Origin of the sequence: Nocardia sp. NPDC058518 (assembly GCF_042719655.1) — a bacterium.
In the GTDB taxonomy this organism is placed as follows: domain Bacteria; phylum Actinomycetota; class Actinomycetes; order Mycobacteriales; family Mycobacteriaceae; genus Nocardia.
Genome location: NZ_JBHXNJ010000026.1, coordinates 56,693 through 77,402, shown reverse-complemented (window position 1 = coordinate 77,402; position 20,710 = coordinate 56,693). Strand labels below are relative to the sequence as shown.

19 protein-coding genes, 1 tRNA gene and 1 pseudogene are annotated in these 20,710 nt (G+C 66.2%); 13 read left to right on the top strand and 8 right to left on the bottom strand.

Annotated elements, in window-relative coordinates:
* Nucleotides 1-49 precede the first annotated feature (49 nt).
* Nucleotides 50-667 carry a putative glycolipid-binding domain-containing protein gene (locus ACFWPX_RS32070; protein WP_378915151.1) on the top strand — a complete coding sequence of 206 codons (618 nt, stop codon included), beginning with the start codon at nt 50-52 and terminating at the stop codon, nt 665-667.
* A 38-nt stretch (nt 668-705) separates the two neighbouring features.
* Here the strand turns inward: ACFWPX_RS32070 and ACFWPX_RS32065 are convergent, their stop codons facing one another.
* The gene (locus ACFWPX_RS32065; RefSeq protein ID WP_378931745.1) at nt 706-1,653 is read right to left on the bottom strand and encodes a prephenate dehydrogenase; all 948 of its coding nucleotides are present in this window, start codon (nt 1,651-1,653) and stop codon (nt 706-708) included.
* A gap of 58 nt (nt 1,654-1,711) precedes the next feature.
* On the opposite strand from ACFWPX_RS32065, the gene ACFWPX_RS32060 reads away from it, so the two are divergent.
* The 3 genes from ACFWPX_RS32060 (at nt 1,712) to ACFWPX_RS32050 (ending at nt 2,834) form a co-directional block, all read left to right on the top strand.
* A complete protein-coding gene (locus ACFWPX_RS32060; protein WP_378915155.1) occupies nt 1,712-2,251 on the top strand; it encodes a tRNA adenosine deaminase-associated protein in 540 nt (179 codons plus the stop codon).
* Nucleotides 2,252-2,262: 11 nt separating this feature from the next.
* Nucleotides 2,263-2,697: a nucleoside deaminase gene (locus ACFWPX_RS32055; protein WP_378915287.1), complete on the top strand. Its 435-nt coding sequence runs from the start codon at nt 2,263-2,265 to the stop codon at nt 2,695-2,697.
* Between the two features lie 46 nt (nt 2,698-2,743).
* Nucleotides 2,744-2,834 (top strand) — tRNA-Ser (locus ACFWPX_RS32050).
* A 16-nt stretch (nt 2,835-2,850) separates the two neighbouring features.
* Here the strand turns inward: ACFWPX_RS32050 and ACFWPX_RS32045 are convergent.
* Nucleotides 2,851-3,819: a helix-turn-helix domain-containing protein gene (locus ACFWPX_RS32045; RefSeq protein ID WP_378931742.1), complete on the bottom strand. Its 969-nt coding sequence runs from the start codon at nt 3,817-3,819 to the stop codon at nt 2,851-2,853.
* A 323-nt stretch (nt 3,820-4,142) separates the two neighbouring features.
* Between ACFWPX_RS32045 and ACFWPX_RS32040 the strand changes: the two genes are divergently transcribed.
* A complete protein-coding gene (locus ACFWPX_RS32040) occupies nt 4,143-4,391 on the top strand; it encodes a hypothetical protein (protein WP_378915158.1) in 249 nt (82 codons plus the stop codon).
* A 40-nt stretch (nt 4,392-4,431) separates the two neighbouring features.
* On the opposite strand, the gene ACFWPX_RS32035 is transcribed toward ACFWPX_RS32040, so the two are convergent.
* Complete coding sequence (locus ACFWPX_RS32035; protein WP_378931740.1) at nt 4,432-6,720, bottom strand: MMPL family transporter; 2,289 nt, start codon at nt 6,718-6,720, stop codon at nt 4,432-4,434.
* Between the two features lie 177 nt (nt 6,721-6,897).
* Nucleotides 6,898-9,192, bottom strand: coding sequence for an MMPL family transporter (locus tag ACFWPX_RS32030; protein WP_378915162.1), 2,295 nt, complete (start codon nt 9,190-9,192; stop codon nt 6,898-6,900).
* 201 nt (nt 9,193-9,393) lie between these two features.
* Between ACFWPX_RS32030 and ACFWPX_RS32025 the strand changes: the two genes are divergently transcribed.
* The 5 genes from ACFWPX_RS32025 to tgt all read left to right on the top strand — a co-directional run bounded on the left by ACFWPX_RS32025 (nt 9,394) and on the right by tgt (nt 15,466).
* Entirely contained in the window at nt 9,394-9,987 is a 594-nt protein-coding gene (locus tag ACFWPX_RS32025; protein WP_378931738.1) for a TetR/AcrR family transcriptional regulator, read from the top strand.
* A gap of 10 nt (nt 9,988-9,997) precedes the next feature.
* Entirely contained in the window at nt 9,998-10,474 is a 477-nt protein-coding gene (locus ACFWPX_RS32020) for an RrF2 family transcriptional regulator (protein ID WP_378915166.1), read from the top strand.
* 83 nt (nt 10,475-10,557) lie between these two features.
* Nucleotides 10,558-12,291 (top strand): ABC transporter ATP-binding protein, encoded by a 1,734-nt coding sequence (locus ACFWPX_RS32015; RefSeq protein WP_378915168.1) that lies wholly within the window; start codon nt 10,558-10,560, stop codon nt 12,289-12,291.
* Nucleotides 12,288-14,192 carry an ABC transporter ATP-binding protein gene (locus tag ACFWPX_RS32010; protein ID WP_378931736.1) on the top strand — a complete coding sequence of 635 codons (1,905 nt, stop codon included), beginning with the start codon at nt 12,288-12,290 and terminating at the stop codon, nt 14,190-14,192. Before ACFWPX_RS32015 ends, ACFWPX_RS32010 begins: the two co-directional genes overlap by 4 nt.
* A gap of 20 nt (nt 14,193-14,212) precedes the next feature.
* A complete protein-coding gene (gene tgt, locus ACFWPX_RS32005; RefSeq protein ID WP_378915173.1) occupies nt 14,213-15,466 on the top strand; it encodes a tRNA guanosine(34) transglycosylase Tgt in 1,254 nt (417 codons plus the stop codon).
* Between the two features lie 62 nt (nt 15,467-15,528).
* On the opposite strand, the gene ACFWPX_RS32000 is transcribed toward tgt, so the two are convergent.
* Nucleotides 15,529-16,194: a queuosine precursor transporter gene (locus ACFWPX_RS32000; RefSeq protein ID WP_378931765.1), complete on the bottom strand. Its 666-nt coding sequence runs from the start codon at nt 16,192-16,194 to the stop codon at nt 15,529-15,531.
* Between the two features lie 170 nt (nt 16,195-16,364).
* Between ACFWPX_RS32000 and ACFWPX_RS31995 the strand changes: the two genes are divergently transcribed.
* Complete coding sequence (locus tag ACFWPX_RS31995) at nt 16,365-16,961, top strand: DUF4190 domain-containing protein (RefSeq protein ID WP_378931734.1); 597 nt, start codon at nt 16,365-16,367, stop codon at nt 16,959-16,961.
* 70 nt (nt 16,962-17,031) lie between these two features.
* On the opposite strand, the gene ACFWPX_RS31990 is transcribed toward ACFWPX_RS31995, so the two are convergent.
* From ACFWPX_RS31990 to ACFWPX_RS31980, 3 genes are read right to left on the bottom strand one after another with little or no spacing between them, the layout of a single operon-like run.
* Nucleotides 17,032-17,730, bottom strand: coding sequence for an RDD family protein (locus ACFWPX_RS31990; protein ID WP_378915177.1), 699 nt, complete (start codon nt 17,728-17,730; stop codon nt 17,032-17,034).
* A 45-nt stretch (nt 17,731-17,775) separates the two neighbouring features.
* On the bottom strand, nt 17,776-18,696 hold the full coding sequence (gene gluQRS / locus ACFWPX_RS31985; protein ID WP_378931732.1) for a tRNA glutamyl-Q(34) synthetase GluQRS: 921 nt from the start codon (nt 18,694-18,696) through the stop codon (nt 17,776-17,778).
* A gap of 9 nt (nt 18,697-18,705) precedes the next feature.
* A complete protein-coding gene (locus tag ACFWPX_RS31980; protein ID WP_378915181.1) occupies nt 18,706-19,191 on the bottom strand; it encodes a DUF309 domain-containing protein in 486 nt (161 codons plus the stop codon).
* 419 nt (nt 19,192-19,610) lie between these two features.
* On the opposite strand from ACFWPX_RS31980, the gene ACFWPX_RS31975 reads away from it, so the two are divergent.
* Together ACFWPX_RS31975 and ACFWPX_RS31970 are read left to right on the top strand one after the other, a co-directional pair.
* A complete protein-coding gene (locus tag ACFWPX_RS31975) occupies nt 19,611-19,820 on the top strand; it encodes a DUF397 domain-containing protein (RefSeq protein ID WP_378915183.1) in 210 nt (69 codons plus the stop codon).
* 96 nt (nt 19,821-19,916) lie between these two features.
* Nucleotides 19,917-20,710, top strand: a pseudogene (locus ACFWPX_RS31970) (hypothetical protein); the annotation flags it as partial.

The following is a 20,710-nucleotide window of genomic DNA, read 5'->3' as shown; positions in this document are numbered from 1 at the left end:
TGCGCTCGTGTTGTGTAGCGGCGGGGCTGGTGTCGCTTACCGTAGAGAGGTGACGACCCCAGCCCCGGGCCCGGCCGACGGCCCCACCGAGATCAAACCGGCCTCCCGGTGGCCCGCGGTGCTCACCTGGCGTGCCCACGACAACTCCCGCATGGAATCGGTGCGGGTGACGGTGAACGGGAATCGGATCAGGGCGGCGGGACGGCTGATCGGTAGTGCCGGCGACGAGCACCCGGCGTTCAGCGCGTCTTACGATCTGGTCACCGATGAGGCGGGCGCCACGCGGCGGTTGTCGCTGCGCACCACCACCGCGGCCGGTGAACGCCACGCCTCGATCTCGCGGGACGAGGAGAACTACTGGCTCGTCGACGCGGGCGGCACCCACGTGCGCTCCACCTTCGGCGGCGCCCTCGACGTCGACGTGGTGTTGAGCCCGTTCTTCAACACCCTGCCGATCCGCCGGTTCAGCCTCCAGCACGCCGTCGGCGACGTCCAGGTCCCGGTCGTCTACGTACGACTACCCGACCTGCTGGTGCAGGAGGCCGAGCTCACCTACTCGAGCGCGGCCGATGGCATCAACGTCCTCTCCCCGGTCTCGAGCGCCACTCTGACGGTCGACCCGGAAGGCTTCGTCCTCGACTACCCGGGACTGGCCGAACGCGCCTGACTCGCCGTTTCGGCCCAGCAGCCCCCGCGGACAGGCACTCACAGTGCGCGGAGCACCCCACCGTCGCGGCCCGCACGATGAAGGTTGCCGAGCCAGTCGCCGGTACCCGGCGTGATGCCGGTGATGTCCCAGGTCGTGCGGTCGTCGTACGCGGTGCGACCGCGGAAACCCGTCTCGACGAGTTCGCCGAGGTCACCGTCCGCACGCAGGGAGTCGCGGGCAGTGACGAGTGTCTCGATGGCCTCGTCGAGCACCCGTCCCAGCGCGGCCGCGTTCGGTTCGCAGATGGCGCGCACGAGGTCGGGAGCCGTGCCTGCGACGCGGGTTCCGTCGCGGAACGAACCCGCCGCCAGACCGAGCGACAGCTTCCCGCCCGCGGCCCCCGCCGCTGCCAGCGCTTCGGCCAGCACGTGCGGCAGATGCGAGATCCGGGCGACGGCCTGATCGTGTTCCTCGGCGAGCACCGGAACCACCACCGACCCACAGTCCAACGCGAGCCGCACCACCCGCGACCACGGTTCTACCCGCGTGCCCTCGTCCACCCCGACGGCCCACACCGCATCCCGGAACAGATCTGAATCGGTTGCGGCCCAGCCGGATTCGGCTGTCCCCGCCATCGGATGACCACCCACGTACAGAGCTTCGAGTCCGTGCTTTCGCACCGCGGCCAGCACCGGCCCCTTCACGCTCACCACATCGGTCAGCGGGCACCCTGGCGCGAGCGCGGCGATGTCGGCAAGCAGGTATTCGACGGCGGGCATCGGCACCGCGATCACCAGCAGCGCGTCCACTTCGGCCGCCCGAACCAGCACCGCGGACAGGTCGCCGGACACGTCGAATCCGTCATGACACGCCGCGGCGACCCCGGATTCGGAGCGGTTGTAGCCGAACGCCAGGTACCCCGATGCGACGGCGGCGCGCAGCAGTGAACCGCCGATCAGGCCGGTCCCGAGGACGCAAACAGCCCCACGCTGGTCGATGCTCATCGGAACAGATTGGCACACGAGTTCATCATTAGGGGTGGGACAGACTACCGTTTGGTCCATGGCAGCACAGCGCTCGGGCACGAACAGGGCGACGTCGGATGACGACTTCGACGTCGAAGGGTTCGCAGTGGCCGTGGTCCGCGAAGAAGGCACGTGGCGGGTAAGTCCGCTCAGCTCCGAAGCCCTGAACGATCTGTCGGCGGCCGAGACCGAACTGAAGGCTTTGCGCAGCTCAGGTGCGGTGTTCGGCTTGATCGACGTCGACGACGAATTCTTCATCGTGTTGCGGCCGGCGCCGAGCGGCACCCGCCTGCTCGTCTCCGACGCCACCGCGGCGATCGATTACGACATCGCCGCCGACGTTCTCGACGCACTCAATGTCGAGATCCCCGACATCGACCCCGACGACCTCGACGACGTCGAACCGTGGGAAGAGGGCGACCTGGGTGTCCTGGCCGACCTCGGCCTCGCCGAACCGGTACTCAGTGTGATTCTCGCCGACACCGATCTCTACCCCGACGAGCAGCTCGGCTTGATCGCCCAGAGCCTCGGTTTCGCCGACGAGTTCGCCGCTGCCCTGGACAAAATGCCGAGGTGACCGACGAAGACATGATGCGCGCCGCCCTGGTGGCCGCAGCAGGCGCCGACCCGCGCGATGTGCCGGTCGGCGCCGTTGTCTTCGACGCGCAAGGCCGTGAACTCGCCCGCGCCACCAACGCCAGGGAAGCACTCGGCGACCCGACCGCCCACGCCGAAGTACTCGCCCTGCGCGCGGCCGCCGCTGTTCACGGCGACGGATGGCGCCTCGAAGGCGCGACCCTGGCCGTCACCCTCGAACCGTGCACCATGTGCGCGGGCGCGTTGGTGCTGGCCCGCATCGGCAAGGTCGTCTTCGGCGCGTGGGAACCCAAAACCGGTGCCGTCGGCTCCCTCTGGGACGTGGTCCGCGACCGCCGCCTCAACCACCGCCCCGAGGTCCGCGGCGGCATCCTCGAACCGGAGTGCGTCGCGCTCCTCGACACGTTCTTCAAAAACCAACGCTGACCAGCCGATTTAACAATCTCCCACCCACTCCGGTACCGTAGTCGGCGGTGGCGTGTCCGAGCGGCCTAAGGAGCACGCCTCGAAAGCGTGTGAGGGGTAACCCCCCTCCGAGGGTTCAAATCCCTCCGCCACCGCCAAGAGCCCCTCACTTGTTCACGCAGGTGGGGGGCTTTTTCTTGTCTGGAAAGTGCGCCGGTACGACGATGGCGAGGTCCGCACGGCTCGCGTGAAGTGGTGCCGGAAGGTGACCGGAGTGGCGAAACCGGCCGCGGTCGCGATCTCCTCGATCGGTGCGTCGCCGGTCTCCAGCATCGCCAGTGCTGCCTGAATCCGCTGGGCGATCAGCCATTTGCTCGGGGTCGCACCGGTTTCCCGGACGAAATGGCGCAGGTAGGTGCGCGGCGACAGGCCTGCCACCCTGGCGAGATCGGGTACGCCGATCGGGTCGGCCAGGTGTTCGAGTGCCCAGGAAAGGCTGCGGGCGATGGGGGCGTCGAGGGGTTCGGGGGGCATGGGGGATTCGATGTATTGGGCTTGGCCGCCCGCGCGGTGGGGCTGGATGACGAGGCGACGGGCGACCGCGTTGGCGACGGACGCGCCCAGATCTTTGCGGACCAGGTGCAGTGCCAGATCCAACCCGGCGGCGCAGCCCGCGCTGGTGAGGATGTCGCCTTCGTCGGTGTAGAGCGGTTCGGGGTCGACCGCGACAGCGGGATAGCGCTCGCGGAGCAGGTCGGCGTATCGCCAGTGCGTGGTGGCACGGCGGCCGTCGAGCAGACCCGCGGCGGCGAGGGCGAACGCGCCCGAGCAGATCGACACGATCCGGGAGCCGTTGCTGTGCGCCCGGCGAAGCGCGTCGATCAATTCCGGCGAGGTCGGCGCGCGCGGGTCGGCGACGCTCGGGACGACGACCGTGTCGGCGGCGGCGAACTCCGCGAGTCCATACGGGCTGGTCAGGGTCGCGCCGCCGATCACGCGGATGGGGTCGGGGGTTTCGGTGCAGATCTTCAGCTCGTACCAGGGCTGCTCGATATCGGGCCAGGTCAGACCGAAGACCTCGACGACGATGCCGGTTTCGAACGCCGTCATCCCGTCGTAGGCCAGCACCGATACCGAGCTCATGTCTAAATCTTAGCGATAGTCGTCTTCTACGCCACTTCTTCCGATGACGCGGAAGTCGGACCATGAAGATATGTTGAAGCAACTGAAGGACTTCGCCATCGGAATCCACACCGCGAACGCGATCAGGCACGGCATCCGCCCGCCTGTCGCGGCTCGGCGCGAATGCCGGAAGCCACAGTGCGGGAGCGGGCGTAACCCCCGGTAACGGTCGCCGGTTCGACAGCGGGCACGATCTGTCGTCGGGTATTCATCTGCGTCCGGCCTGCGGTGTATTCCTCGCGTAATAGACTGGGTTACACCGAATCCTGGAAGGAACGATGATTATGCGCGGGCGACAGCCGCCACCCGCGAAGTCCGGGATGGGGCTCGGGGGAAAGCTTCTGGTTCTCGTCGTGCTCGGCTGGATTGCCATCGGGCTGCTCGCCGCTGGTCAGCGGCACCACTTCGCTCACCTGCCCCGAGAATGCTCGGACTGGGCGACCATCGCGGTCACCGCCGCCGCGGGCCCCGCGAACTACATCGGGCTGAATCCGCGCGTCACCGAATGCCAAGTGCCACAACCGAGTCAATAGAGAAATGGCCGGGGAACCAGAGTTCCCCGGCCATCGACACTCAACCTCGCGCCGGCTCCAGCGCCCGCCGTTCGGCCTGGATCTCGCGCACCCGCGCGCCCTCGACATCGATATCGGGCACGATCCGGTCCAGCCACTGCGGCATCCACCACGCCCACTTGCCCAGCAGCACAAGCAAAGCGGGAATGAGCACCATCCGGACGACGAACGCGTCGAGTGCCACACCCGCCGCGAGCGCGAAGCCCATCGACTTGGCGGTGACATCGGATTCCAGCAGGAACGAACCGAACACCGAGATCATGATGATCGCCGCCGAGGTCACCACGCGCGCACCGTGGTGATAGCCCTTGATCACGGCATCGGTGGGGTCGGCGCCGTGCACGTATTCCTCGCGCATGCGGGTCACCAGGAACACCTGGTAGTCCATCGCCAAGCCGAATACCAAGCCGATCAACATGATCGGCAGGAAGCTGACCAGCGGATGCGGATCCTGGATCAGCCCGAGCTTGCCTTCCTGGAAGATCAGCACGGTCGCGCCGAAGGTGGCGCCCATCGACAACAGGAAGCCGAGGGCGGCGGTGAGCGGGACCAGGATCGAGCGGAATACCAGGATCAGCAGGATGAACGCCGCGCCTGCCACGATCGCCATGTACGGAACGATCTTGCTCAACAGCACATGGTCGATGTCGGCGTAGATCGCGGTGGTGCCGGTGATGCCGTACGACATGTTGTACTGCTCGTGCAGATCGGCTTCCGCATCGCGCGCCGACTGCACCAGATCCTTCGTCGACTGCGCGTTGGGTCCGGTCTTGGGGATTCCGTTGATCAGCGCGCCCGCACCGTCCTTGCTCATCTGCGGCTCGGTGACCAGATCCATGTCGGGATAGGACTGCAACTTGTCGCGCAAGGCATTCAGCGCCGCAGGCCGCTGGTCGGCGGGGGTGTCGCTGAGGTCGACGGCCACCTGGAGGACACCGTTGCTGCCCTCGCCGAAGCCTTCGGTGCGCAGGTCGTAGGCCTTACGGACGGTGGTCGACTTGGGCAGGCTGTCCTCGCCGGGCAGGCCGAGGTTCAGGTTCAGCGCCGGTGCGGCGAGCAGGCCGAGCACCACGATGGCGAGGAGCATCGTGATCGCGGGGAATCTCGCGATCACCCTGGCCACGCGGGTGCCGTTGGTGACGACACTGTCGTCCTCGGGATCGTGCTGGGCGATCAGCGGCAGCTTCGGCTTGAACAGCGCCTTGCCGAAGGCACCGAGCAACGCCGGCATCAGCGTGATGGCGGTGAGTACGGCGAACGCGGCCGCGATGGCACCACCCAGACCCATGAACGTCAGGAATCTGACCCCGACGATGCTCAGCCCGACGAGCGCGATGATGACGGTGAGCCCGGCGAACACCACCGCCGAACCCGCCGTGCCCAACGCGGTACCGGCCGCTTCCTCGGCTGAATCCTGCACCGCCAGCTCATGTTTGTAGCGCGAGACGATGAACAGCGCGTAGTCGATCGAGAGCGCGATGCCGATCATCGAGGCCAGGAACGTGGTGAAGCTCGGCACCGACACCACCGAGGTCGACAGGAAGATCAGCGAAGTCGCCGCGCCGAGGCCGACGATCGCGGTGATGATCGGCACGAACGCGGCGACGATCGCGCCGAAGGCCACGATCATCACCACCAATGCCACCGCCATACCGATCATCTCGGACTTGCCGCTCGGCATTTCCTGTTCCATCGCGATGGTGCCGCTGATCTCGACCGTGAGCCCGGCCGCGCGGGCGGTGTCGCCCGCGTTGTAGGCGGCCTCGCGTTCGTCGGCGGTGATGTCGGCGAAGTCGGTGATCGTGAACGGGACGCTGAAGAAGGCGACGGTGTCGGGTGCGGTCTTGCTCAGCACGTTCAGCGGCGCGCCGCTGCAGGTCGACGGGTCGGGTTGCCCGGTGAGGCAGCCCATTTCGTCGGTAGCGGTGATCGGATTCGTGATCGGCTCGGCATGGTCGACGATGTCGAGTTGGCCGAGCTTGCCGATGAGCTCGTCGATCGCGGCCCGGTTGGCCGGGTCGGTGAGCTTCTGGCCCGCGGGCGCTCCCACGACATAGGTGCCGGTCACCGCGTCGAACGCGAATGCCTCTGACATGCCGGGGAAATGCTTGTCGAGGATTTCGGTGGCCCGCTCCGAGGGCAGGTTCGGCATGCTGAAGTCATCGGTCATCGGCTTCTGCAACGAGGAACCGAGCCCCGCGAGCACCATGAAGAACAGCAACCAGACGGGCAGCACAATCCATTTGCGGCGAAAGGCCAGCTTGCCCCACCGGTAGAGATAGATGGACACGGTTCTTCTCCTCGTGGATCGGTGCAGAGCGCGGATCGGAGGTATAGCCGGGTCGAACTAGCCCTGAGTCTGCTGCCCAGCAACCGCGATATCAAGCACCGGTCCAGCCCGGATGCCGAAACAACACAGCCCCGCAATCCGGTAGCGGATTGCGGGGCCGTGTGTTTCAGTCGCGGATCAGCCGACCGAAACCGGGTGTTTCACCGTTTCGGTGGTCTCGTTGCGCAGCTGCTCGAGCTTCGCACCTTCGACGTCGATATCGGGCACGATCCGGTCCAGCCACTTCGGCATCCACCACGCCCACTTGCCCATGATCACCAGCAGTGCTGGGACAACGACCATGCGGACGATGAACGCGTCGATCGCCACACCGGCGGCCAGCGCGAAACCGAACGACTTGGCGGTGACGTCGGTTTCCATGATGAAGGAACCGAACACCGAGATCATGATGATCGCGGCCGAGGTCACCACGCGCGCGCCGTGGTGGTAGCCGGAGACCATCGCGTCCTTGGGTGATTTGCCGTGCACGAATTCCTCGCGCATGCGGGTCACCAGGAACACCTGGTAGTCCATCGCCAAGCCGAATACCAAGCCGATCAACATGATCGGCAGGAAGCTGACCAGCGGTTGCGGATCCGAGATCAGGCCGAACGCGCCCTCCTGGAAGATCAGCACGGTCGCACCGAAGGTGGCCGCCATCGACAACAGGAAGCCGAGCGCCGCGGTGAGCGGGACCAGAATCGAGCGGAACACCAGGATCAGCAGGATGAACGCGGCACCGGCCACGATCGCCAGGTACGGCAGGATCTTGCTGAGCAGCACATGGTCGACATCGGCGTAGATGGCGGTGGTGCCGGTGATGCCGTACGCCATGCCGTACTTCGCGTTCAGATCCGCTTCCGCGCCACGTGCTTCGGCGACCAGGTCCTTGGTGTCCTGGTTGTTCGGACCGGACTTCGGGACACCGTTGAGCATGGCGCCTTGGTTGTCCTTGCTCCACACCGGCTCGGTGACGTAATCCATGCCTTCGTAGGACTGGAGCTTGGCACGCAGCGCACCGACCGCGGCCTCACGCTCGGCCTCGGGCGTCGCACTCAAGTCCGCGGCGACCATGAGCACACCGTTGCTGCCTTCGCCGAAGCCTTCGGTCCGCAGGTCGTAGGCCTTACGGATGGTGGAGGTCTGCGGCATGCTGTCGTCACCGGGCAGGCCCAGGTTCAGACCGGCGGCGGGCGCGGCGAGCGCACCGAGCACGACCACCGACAGGACCAGCGCGACCCACGGGGCCTTGGCGATCAGCTTGGCGAAACGCTGACCGTTGGTGACCGAGGTTTCGTCCTCGGGGTCGTGCTGGGCCACGAGCGGCAGCTTCGGCTTGAACAGCGACTTGCCGAAGGCGCCCATCAGCGCCGGCATCAGGGTGACGGCGGTGAGCACGGCGAACGCGGCGGCGATGGCGCCACCCAGACCCATGAAGGTCAGGAACTCCACGCCGACGATGCCGAGCGCGCCCAGCGCGATGATGACGGTGAGACCGGCGAACACCACGGCCGAACCGGCGGTGCCGAGCGCGGTGCCCGCGGCTTCCTCGGCCGAATCACGCACGGCCAGTTCGTGTTTGTACCGGGAGACGATGAACAGCGCGTAGTCGATCGACAGCGCGATACCGATCATCGAGGCCAGGAAGGTGGTGAAGCCGGGCACCTCCATCACCGAGGTACCGAGCATGATCAGCGAGGTCGCCGCGCCGAGGCCGACGATGGCGGTGATGATGGGCACGACCGCGGCGACGATGGCGCCGAAGGCCACCACCATCACGATCAGCGCGACACCCATGCCGATCAGTTCGGACTTGCCGCTCGGCTGTTCCTGCTTCATCGCGATCGAGCCGCTGAGCTCGACGGTCAGCCCGGAGTTGCGGGCTTCGGCGCCGACCTCGAAGGCCGCATCGCGATCGGCGTCGGTCACGTCGGTGACCGCCTTGATGGTGAACGGGACGCTGAGCACGCCGACGGTGTCGGGTGCGGTCTCGTTCAGCACATTGAGCGGGGCAGACGAGCACTTCGACGGGTCCGGGCTGGCGAGGCAGCCCATCTCGTCGGTGGCCGCGACCGGGCTGATCAGCTTCTTCTCGTGATCGACGATCGACAGGTCGCCGAGCCTGGCGATGAACGCGTCGATCGCGGCCCGGTTGGCCGGGTCGGTGAGCTTCTGGCCCTCCGGGGCGCCGATCACGTAGGTGCCGGTGACGGCATCCATCGAGAACTGCTCCGACATGCCTTCGAAGTGCTTGTCGAGGATTTCGTTGGCCCGGGCCGACGGGAGCTCGGGCATGCTGAAGTCGTTGGACATCGGCTTGCTCAGGGTGGCGCCGAGGCCGCCGAGCAGCACGAACAGCAGTAGCCAGACCGGCAGGACAATCCATTTACGGCGGAAAGCGAACTTTCCCCATCTGTACAGGTATACGGACACGCGGGTGCTCCTAGCGCGAAGAACGGGTGGGTGGCATGGCTCGTAGACAGCACTCGCGGGCCACCCCTGCGGGACCCGCCTCCACAACATCGTTTTCTGCCTACCGTGCGGTAGGTAGACTACCTAGTGGATAAGTGGAGGAGCAACCTCAATATTGGGGGCTCCGGATGCGTCACACCTGATCATGGGAGGATTGCCGCCATGCCCGCCCGAGACATCGCCGACACCGTCACCGCAGGTGGAGGTACCAAACAGGCGATCCGCGATGCCGCGGTAGCGCTGTTCGCCGCCAAGGGTTTCGAACAGACGAGCCTGCGCGAGGTGGCGGATGTGGTGGGAATCACGAAGGCTTCGCTCTATTACCACTACGCGTCGAAGCTCGATCTGCTCCTCGCGATCATCGATCCGATCATCGATCACATGCGCGACATCGTCGAGGACATCGACGCCGTGCCCTACAACGACGAGGGTATCCGCGCGGTCCTGCGCACCTATCTGCGCGGCATGATCCGCCACCGCGACGCGGGCGCGCTCTGCGTGCGCGACACCGCGGCCATCGTCAACGCCATCGCCGACCGCTACCCCGACCTGATGGAACCCACCCGTGAACTGCGGCTGTGGCTGGCCGGGCCCGACCCCACCCAGGGCTCGATACTGCGTGCCGCCGCGGCCATCGAGGTGCTCGGGGTGGCGCTGCTGTCCTCGGAGCTGGCACCGGGCACCACCGACGAGGTGGTCGAGAAGACTCTGCTCGACGCGGCAACCTGCGTACTGACCGCGGGCAGCACCGCGTAAGTTCGACACCGTGCATATCACCGCCAGGGTCGATTACGCGGTGCGAACGCTGCTCGAGCTCGCCGCGGCCGATGGAGTCGTCAAGTCCGAGGCCATCGCCGCCGCCGCGCAGATCCCACCGAAGGTGCTCGAGACGGTGCTGGCCGAACTGCGTCGCGCCGAGCTCGTACTGAGCAGGCGCGGGCCCGACGGCGGGTATCGCCTCGGCAGGCCCGCGACGGAGATCTCGGTGGCCGATGTGATCCGCGCGGTGGAGTCGCCGCTGGCATCGGTGCGCGGGCAGCGGCCCGAGGATGTGCGGTATCCCGGTGCGGCGGAACCCTTGCAGCAGGTGTGGATCGCGCTGCGGGTCAATATCCGGGCCGTGCTGGAGAATGTCTCCATCGCCGATATCGCCGCGGACCGGCTGCCCGGTTTCATCGATGAGCTGGTCGCCGACCCCGGCGCGTGGGCACGTCGCGAGCCGCGCACACCCGCCGGCGCCTGAGTTATCCACAGGCTGAGAGTTATCCACAGCGTGGGTAAAAGTGCTCGGCGCTGGTCACCCGCGCGCTGTAGCCTTCGACCATCATGTTGATCACCCTGCTGCGGACCTACCTGGCCCCGTACCGCGCCCAGCTGGCGGGTGTCCTCGTACTCCAGCTGATCTCGGTTATCGCGATGCTCTACCTGCCCAGTCTCAACGCCGACCTGATCGACGACGGTGTCACCAAAGGCGACATCGGTTTCATCTGGACCACCGGTCTGTGGATGCTGGCGGTGAGCTGCGTGCAGATCGTGGCCTCGTCGGCGTCGGTGTATTTCGGCGCGCAGGCGGCGATGGGTGCCGGTCGGGATATGCGCGGTGGCGTGCTGCACCGGGTGGAGACGTTCTCGGCCAGGGAGGTCGGGATGTTCGGCGCGCCGTCGCTGATCACCCGCTCGACCAACGACATCCAGCAGGTCCAGCTGCTCATCGTGATGTCGGTGACGATCCTGGTGATGGCGCCGATCATGTGCGTCGGCGGCGTGATCATGGCGGTGCGGGAGGATCTCGGGCTCTCGTGGTTGCTGTTGATCGCGGTGCCCGCCCTCGCCATCTCCATGGGCACGATCGTGGCCAGGATGGTGCCGGGGTTCCGGCAGATGCAGGAACGTATCGACGGGGTCAACCGGGTGTTGCGCGAGCAGATCACCGGCATCAGGGTGGTGCGCGCGTTCGTGCGTGAGCGGCAGGAGATCTGGCGCTTCGGGATGGCCAACACCGCGCTCACCGACGCCTCGCTGCGCGTGGGCAAGCTGATGGCGCTGATGTTCCCGACCGTGATGTTGATCAGCAATCTGACCGCCGTCGGGGTGATCTGGTTCGGCGGTCACCATGTGGACGAGGGCACGATGCAGATCGGCTCGCTCACCGCGATGCTGTCCTATGTCATGCAGATCCTGATGGCCGTCATGATGGCCTCGTTCCTGGCGATGATGGCTCCGCGTGCGGCCGTCTCCGCCGATCGGATCGGCGCGGTGCTCGAGACCGAGTCCTCGGTCCGCCCGCCGCGGCTGCCGCAGGTGTTCAAGGGCGACCCGGCCACGGTCGACCTGCAGTTCGCGGAATTCGCCTTCCCCGGCGCGGAGAAGCCGGTGCTGCGCGGAATCCGATTCCAGGTCACGCCCGGTACCACCACTGCCATCGTCGGTTCGACCGGCGCGGGCAAGACCACGCTGATCAACCTGATCCCGCGCCTGATCGACGTCACCGACGGCGCGGTCTATCTCGGCGGCACCGATGTGCGCCACCTCGACCTCGAACTCCTGCGCGGTGGCATCGGATTGGTGCCGCAGAAGGCCTACTTGTTCTCCGGCACCGTCGCGACCAACCTGCGCTACGGCAAGCCAGAGGCCACCGACGAAGAGCTCTGGCACGCGCTCGAGGTCGCCCAGGCCGCCGATTTCGTGCGGGAGATGCCGCAGGGTCTGGACACTCCGGTCGCCCAGGGCGGCACCACGGTGTCGGGCGGTCAGCGCCAGCGGCTGTGTATCGCCCGCGCGCTGGTGCGCAAGCCGCGCATCTACCTGTTCGACGATTCGTTCTCCGCGCTCGATGTCGCCACCGACGCCCGGCTGCGCGCCGCGCTGAAGCCCGAGACCGCCGACGCCTCGGTGATCATCGTGGCCCAGCGGATCCAGACCATTCGCGATGCCGACCAGATCGTCGTCCTCGAAGACGGCGCGATGGCGGGCATCGGCACCCATGACCAATTGATGCAGCGCTGCTCGGAGTACCGCGAGATCGTCGAGTCCCAGCTGAGCGTGGAGGAAGCCCGATGAGGCCAGGTGGACCCGTACCCGGAGCTCCGGGTACGAAGGCCAAGTCGTTCCGTCCATCGCTGAAGCGACTGGTGGGCAGGCTGGCTCCCGAGAAGTTCACCGTCGGGGTGATCGTCGGGCTGGTGATCACGTCTGTGGTGCTCAATACGCTCGGCCCGTATCTGCTCGGCAAGGCGACGAACCTGGTGTTCGACGGTTTCGTCGGTAAGCAGCTCGAACCCGGACTCACCAAGGACCAGACCGTCGAGCTGCTGCGCAGGCAGGGCGAGAACACCCGCGCCGACATGCTCTCGGCGATGAACGTCATCCCGGGTACCGGCATCGACTTCGACGCCGTCGGCCGCGTGCTGATGCTCGTGCTCGCGCTGTATGTGGCCGCCGCGGTATTCGGCTGGCTGCAGGGTTATCTGCTCAATATCGCCATCAACCGGACCGTGAAGCGGTTGCGCGACGAGGTGGAGCAGAAGCTGCACCGGCTGCCGCTGCGCTACTTCGACACCTCACCGCGCGGTGACGTGCTCAGCCGCGTCACCAACGACGTCGACAATGTCTCGCAGAGCTTGCAGCAGACGATGAGTCAGCTACTGGTCTCGCTGTTCTCCGTGATCGGCATCCTGATCATGATGTTCTGGATCTCGCCGCTGCTGGCGCTGATCGCGCTGCTCACCGTGCCCGCCGCCATCGTGGTCACCGCGCAGATCGCCAAGCGATCCAAGCCGCACTTCGTCAACCAGTGGAAATTCACCGGTGAGGTGAACTCCTCGGTGGAAGAGGCCTACACCGGCCACGAGATCATCACCGCGTTCGGTCGCGGGCGCGAGGTCGGCGAGGAATTCGATCAGCGCAACCAGAAGCTCTACGACGCGAGCTTCAAGGCGCAGTTCATCTCCGGCCTGATCATGCCGGCCATCATGTTCCTCGGGAACGTGAACTTCGTGTTCATCGCGCTGGTCGGCGGGCTGCGGGTGGCCACCGGCAACCTGTCGCTCGGTGATGTGCAGGCGTTCATCCAGTACTCGCGCCAGTTCAGTCAGCCGCTCACCCAGATCGGTGCGATGGCGAACCTGCTGCAGTCCGGCGTCGCCTCGGCGGAGCGGATCTTCGAGATCCTCGATGCCGAGGAGCAGAGTCCCGATCCGCTGGTCGAGAACTCGCGTCCGGTTGATCGCGGGCGGGTGGAGTTCGAGGCGGTGTCCTTCGGCTACGACCCGGAGACGCCTGTCATCGAGCGGCTTTCGCTGGTCGCCGATCCCGGTCATGTGGTCGCCATCGTGGGCCCGACCGGCGCGGGCAAGACCACGCTGGTGAACCTGCTGATGCGCTTCTACGAACTCGACGCGGGCACCATCGCGATCGATGACGTCGACATCACCACCATCACCCGCGACCACCTGCGCTCGCGCATCGGCATGGTGTTGCAGGACACCTGGCTGTTCAAGGGCACCATCCGCGAGAACATCGCCTACGGCAACCCGACGGCATCGGAGGCCGACATCCAGGCCGCGGCCCGCGCTGCCTACGTCGACCGGTTCGTGCACTCGCTGCCCAACGGCTACGACACGGTCATCGACGAAGAGGGCGGCGGGGTGAGCGCGGGCGAGAAGCAGCTGATCACGATCGCCCGCGCGTTCCTGGCCAAGCCGTCGATCCTGATCCTGGACGAGGCGACCAGCTCGGTCGACACCCGCACCGAGTCGCTGGTCCAGCACGCCACCGCGGCCCTGCGCCGCGATCGCACCAGCTTCGTGATCGCGCATCGGCTTTCGACGATTCGTGACGCGGATCTGATCGTCGTGATGGACAAGGGGCGCATCGTCGAACACGGCACCCACGACCGGCTGCTCGCCGAGCGCGGACCGTACTACAACCTGTACAACGCCCAGTTCGCGGCCGCCCAATAACACCCTGGCACGATGGGCCCGTGGCAGACAGCAGTGAGTTCTCCTTCGAAGTAGGCACCCGTCTCGACGGGGGCAGGCATGGCCGGACCGGGGTGATCTCCACCCCGCACGGTGAGATCGCCACGCCTGCTTTCATTCCGGTGGGGACGAAGGCTTCGGTGAAGGCCGTGCTGCCGGAGACGATGAAGGAGATCGGGGCACAGGCGCTGCTGGCCAATGCCTATCACCTGTACTTGCAGCCCGGCGCCGATGTCGTCGATGAGGCGGGTGGGCTCGGCAAGTTCATGAACTGGTCAGGGCCCACCTTCACCGACAGCGGCGGGTTCCAGGTGATGTCACTGGGGGTCGGGTTCAAGAAGGTCCTCGCGATGGAGGCCGTGGACATCCGGTCCGACCAGGTGATCGCGGCGGGCAAGGAGCGGCTGGCCACCGTCGACGACGACGGGGTCACCTTCCGTTCGCACCTGGACGGTTCCAAGCATCGCTTCACGCCCGAGGTGTCGATGGGGATCCAGCACGAGTTGGGGGCCGACATCATGTTCGCCTTCGACGAGCTGACCACGTTGATGAATACCCGTGGCTATCAGGAGAAGTCGTTGCAGCGCACGCACGAGTGGGCGCAGCGCTGCATCGACGAACACGAACGGCTCACCGCCGTCCGCGGTCATCGGCCGTATCAGGCGCTGTTCGCGGTGATCCAGGGCGCGCAGTACGAAGACCTGCGGCGCAAGGCTTGTCGTGAGCTGGAGACGATCCGTGGAAATGGCGGTACGGAATTCGACGGTTACGGCATCGGCGGAGCTCTGGAGAAGCACAATCTCGGCACGATCGTCGGGTGGTGCAGTGATGAGCTGCCCGAGGACAAGCCGCGTCACATGCTGGGGATCAGCGAGCCGGAGGACATGTTCACCGCGATCGAGAACGGCGCCGACACCTTCGACTGCGTCAATCCGTCTCGGGTGGCGCGCAACGCCGCGATCTATGTCGACGAGGGGCGTTTCAACATCAACACCGCCCGGTTCCGCCGGGATTTCACCCCGATCGACGAGAACTGCGACTGCTACACCTGCGCCCACTACACCCGCGCCTACCTGCATCACCTGTTCAAGGCCAAGGAAATGCTGTCGGCCACGCTGTGCACAATTCACAACGAGCGCTTCACGATTCGCCTCGTCGACCGGATCAGGGCCAGCATCGAGGGCGGCTACTTCGATGAGTTCAAGAAGGAGTTCTTGGGCCAGTGGCGGGGCCGGATCAAGGTGCCGGGGGAGTAGGGCTCTCCCGGGCCCTCCGGGTAGGGACACGTAGGTGTTGCCCTACCCGGTCGGGTCGACGGCTAGTCGTGCAGCGCGTCCAGTTTCGCGGGGGCGTAGGTCGGTTCGGTCTTCTTGAGGATCGCGATGACGCGGTAGGTGATCGGCAGCACCAGGATCTCGCACAGCGTCTTCCACAGGAAGCCGACGATGACGAAGTTGATGAACGACTGCCAGGTGTTGATGCCGATGGCGGTGGCGGCGATCGAGCAGAAGATCAGGGTGTCGGCGAACTCGCCGACGACGGTGGAGCCGATCAGGCGAGCCCACAGGTGCTTTTCCTTGGTGCGTTCTTTGATAAGCACCAACGTGACCGAGTTCAGCAGCTGGCCGACGAAGTAGCCGGCGAGGCCTGCCAGCACCAGCTGGGGGGTGGTGCCGAGGACCGTACGGAAGGCTTCCTGGTTTTCGTAGAACCCGGCGGCGGGGAGCCGGATGGCCACGGCGAAGCAGGCGACGGTCAGCAGCAGCGCGGCGAAACCGGTGTAGATGGCATGGCGGGTGGCGCGGAAGCCGTAGACCTCGCTGAGCACGTCGCCGAGGATGTAGGCCAGCGGGAACAGGAAGAAGGCGCCGTCGGTCGCGATCGGCAGGACCTGGATCGGGCCGAGCATCACCGAACTGTCGGTGAAGAACTCCACACCCTTGGTGGCGCAGATATTGGAGATGATCAGCGTCGCGGTGAACATGGCGACGATTACCGGATAGAACCCCCGCGCAACCTGGGCGAATGCCGCATGGTCCGGCGCGGGGTGCCCAGATTCAGCTGGTTTGTCGAGCGAGTTTGTATCAGTCACGGCGCTTATTCTCCCAAGGAAGCGATGCGTCACGATGGCTGGTTGTGGAATACGCTGTCGTTATGACGAATCCCGGCGATTCCGACGAGTGGTGGAAGCAGTACGGCGGCTCCGGCGTGTCGCCGGAGTCCGGCGCGCCGGGTTCGGTGCCGCAGCATCCGACCGCCCAGCCGTCGCAGCCTCCCAATTACCCGTCGTCGCCGCAGTATCCCCAGCAGCCGGCGCCGCCACCCTCGCAGCCGCAGTACCCGCAGCAGCCACCGTCGCAGCCGCAGTACCAGCAGCCCAACCAGCCGCAATATCCGCAGCAGCCGCCCGCCTATGGGCAGCCGCCGCAATACGGCGGAGGTTATCCGGCCGCAGGTGCCTACCAGCCGTACGGGCAGTACCCGCAGCCGCAGGGCACCAACGGGCTGGCGATCGGCGCGCTGGTCTCCTCGCTGATCGGCCTGTGCAGCTGTGGCATCGGCGCGATCGTGGGCATCATCCTCGGCGTGATGGCGCTCAACCAGATCAAGGAGCGCGGCGGCGAAGGTAAGGGCATGGCGCAGGCGGGCATCTGGATCGGTGTCGCCGCGATCGTGGGCTGGACGCTCTACATTCTCTTCTTCGTCGTGCTCGGCATCGCCGGTGGACTGGATTCGTCCACGACCTACTGACCTCGAAACGAAAACAGGGGCGCTTCCGGATTTCGGAAGCGCCCCTGTTGTTTTCGTCAGGTGAAGGGAATCAGCCCTTGACGACCTGCGTGCCGCCGGCGAACTTGTCGTGCCAGCCCTGCTTGTTCGGGTCGTTGCTGATCGTGACCATGATGTAGATCGCCAGGCCGAGGCTGACGAGCCCGCCGACGCAGGGGATCAGACCGACGATGGTGAACAGGTTGCGCTTGAGAGACTGCTCAGGCGTCAGGCTCGGCGCACCACCGGGGGCGAGCACGCGCAGGCCGAGGATCTTCTTGCCCAGAGTCTGACCCTGCTGCGTGACCTCCATGGCCACGAAGTAGCCGTAGACGGCGAGCGAGAAGACCAGACTGGTGATGATCTGGCCACCGGTGCCGCTGCCGACGATGAGGCCGAGAACGATCGCGGCGGGGATACCGATGATCAGGTAGTCGATCACACGCGCACCGATCCGGATCCCCAGATCCGCGGGCTGCACGCCGCCGAAGTTCTGCTGCTGACCGTACCCACCCTGCGGGTAAGCCTGCTGCTGACCGTACGGGTCCTGCCCGTAGGCCGGCTGCTGCTGGCCGTAGGGGTCCGGCTGGCCGTAACCGGGCTGGGGTGCGCCGCCGTGTCCGGGCTGGCCGTACGGCTGCTGCTGGCCGTAGCCGGGCTGCGGCTGCTGCTGGCCGTAGGGGTCCTGGCCGTAGCCGCCGGGCTGACCGCCCTGCGGGTACTGGTTGGGGTCGTAACCACCGCTGGTCATAATCTCAGTCCTCGTTTTGATCTTCTAGATCGGTCAATGCGTACGTTACGGACATCCCTCTGGTCGGAACAACCCGATAGGCTCGAGTATCCACGGTTTCTCAGGGATGCGTGTGGGGTCGAAAACTTCGCGTAGCTCGGCAGTAGTCCGTGCGGAATATCCGAGTGACTCCGCGATCGCCGCCACTACGTCCCCGGGTGTGTGACCCAGGGCACGTTGGTCCGAAAGGCTCACGGCCCCATCACGTTTGGCAAGCCGCTTGCCCTCTTCGTTGAGCACGAGCGGTACGTGGGCGTAGGTCGGGGCGGTGAGTCCGAGCAGCTCCGCGAGATAGGCCTGGCGCGGGGTGGACGGTAGTAGGTCCTCACCGCGAACCACCTGGTCAACGCCTTGCGCGGCATCGTCGACCACGACGGTGAGGTTGTAGGCGGGGATACCGTCGCCGCGGCGCAGCACCAAATCGTCGACGGCGCCCCGATATCGGCCGTGCAGCAGATCGGTGATCTCGTACTCGGTCACCTCGGCGCGCAATCGCACTGCGCCGGTGCGTCCTTCGGCCCGCTTGGCCGCGCGCTCTTCTCGGCTCAGCCGGCGGCAGGTGCCGGGGTAGGCGCCCATCGGCCCGTGTGGCGCCGTGGCGGCCTGCTGGATTTCGCGTCTGGTGCAGAAACATTCATAGGTGCGCCCGGCGGCGGTCAGTTCGGCGACGGCGGCGGCGTATACCGGCAGCCGGTCGGATTGGTAGACCACCGGACCGTCCCAATCGATGCCGATCGCGGCGAGGTCGTCGAGCTGGCGCTCGGCGGCGCCCGGCCGAACCCGGTCCAGATCGTCGACCCGCATCAGGAACTCGCGCCCCGAGGTTCGCGCGAAAAGCCAGGCGAGCACCGCGGTACGCAGGTTTCCCACGTGCAGCTCGCCTGAAGGGCTCGGCGCGTAGCGGCCCGCGCCTCGACTCGTTGGCACGCCTCGATCCTAGGTGGGCTCTCGGCACAGCCGCGTCCGCAGCCGTTCCTCGGCGATGGCGTCACCGGTATCGAGCGCGACGAGCAGCTCCTGCGCGTGCGCGATGAGCCCGGCACGGTCGACATCGTGCTGCTGGGCATTCGCCGGATACGACCCGAGCCGCTCACTCGCGCGGCGCAGCAGAGTACCCGCGCCTTTGGCGTTGCCCCGCTGGATGTGGGTGAGGCCGACGGCGTATTGGGCCAGCCCCTGCCAGAGCATCCGCTCGGCAACCGGCCCGTTCTTCCATGCGGCCTCCAATACCTCGTGGGCATTGAATGCCAATCCGTCGTCCAGCAGTTGCTGAGCGAAGGTGAGAGTTTGCTGGGGCCCGAGCTCGAGATCGTCGGGAATTCGGGCGACTCCGGCACTGCCGGGAGGCAGCGGTCGGCCGAGTCGGTCGCGGGGGCGGTCGTTACGGGCACGACCTGCGGTGTCACGGTCACGGGAGATCATTCCCCCATGATCCACGCCTGCCCTCGATGGTGCTCATGTGACTGCTGAGGCACTCGAGAAATTGACGTATCACGGACTAATCACATGGAAGTAAATCGGGATGTGTCAACCGGATCCGGAATGGGTAAGAGGCCTGGCAATGCCCCCGCAAACGTGAAGCTTCGCAAGCTTGGCAAAACGATATGGGAAAGCAAATTCTCTTCCGCAACATTGCGGAAGACCTGCTAGTGTTTCTTCCGCGGGGGCAGCCCCCGGAGGCGGAAACGCCTCGATGCGCTGGTTCGTGCCGGTCGGTTGCGCGCGCCGTGTGGCAGTGCCTTGTGTGCCACGAAGTAACTCATCGGTCGCGCCGGATTTCGGAATGTTGCAACGATTCCAGGAGTTATCCCTTCTTCTCGATGAACAAAGGAGCAAGTGCCGTGGAAGTTGATGTGACCGACGCTGTGTGGCGGAAGAGCACCTACAGCGGACCCGATGGGAACTGCGTCGAAGTAGCCTTTCTCGCCGGCGGCGATATCGCCGTTCGCGACACCAAGGATCGCGGTCGCGGACCCGTGCTGGCCTTCGGTCCGAGGCAGTGGCGAGCCTTTCTCGCCGATGTCACCGCGGGAGAGTTCGCGCGCGGCTGAGCCGCCACATGCATCTCGAATGGGCAATACCGGCCCCGAGTCGAGCGGACTCGGGGCCTTCTCAGTGACCTCGGCGGGTTGGCCTATCGTGGCCGGATGACCACGATGGCCGCGCGCGACGCGACGATGTTCTGGCTGTCGCGCCGCACCACCAACGATGTGTTCCTGCTCTACTCTTTCGCCGAAACCGATACCGCCACTGACGAACTCCGCGCTTTCGTCGCCGCGCGTGTCGCACGCATTCCGGATCTGCGGATCCGGTTACAGGAGATACCGGGCGATCTCGGCTATCCGCGCTGGGTTCCGGCCGAATTCACGTCCCAGCAATTCGTGCACCATCGGCCGGACGGCCTGTCATGGCACGCGCTGCTCGCGGATCTGGGCGAACTCCTGGGAACCGGTGTCGTCGCGACCGAATATCCCTGGCGCATCCACGTTTTCCGGGCGGTCCACGCTGCGCCGAGGTCGGCGGGGCCCGTTGTGGTGGTGGTGCTGCAGCTTTCGCACGCGCTCGCCGACGGCACCCGTGCCGCCGCGATCGCACGAGCGCTCTTCGGGACAGCTGTGGATGACGCTGTTGTCCACAGCACACCCGGTGCGCCTGTGGACAACTCGGCATATCACCCGGTCGGACCTGCTAAAACTCCCACACATCCTGTGGATTCCTGTGGACAACCCTGTGGATGGATTGCCCGCCGGGTAGATCCGAGAGTGCTTGGAGTGCTGCGCTTTCCCGGTCAGCTCGCCACCACGGCCTGGCGCGGGCGGGCCGCATACCTGGCACAGCGGGAATTGGCGGACCGGACGGGGGGGGGCGGGGGTGTCGCGGGCGCGCGCGCGCCGAGAGCCCCCGGGGCGCTCACCCGCGCGCGCGGGGGCGCGCGCCCACC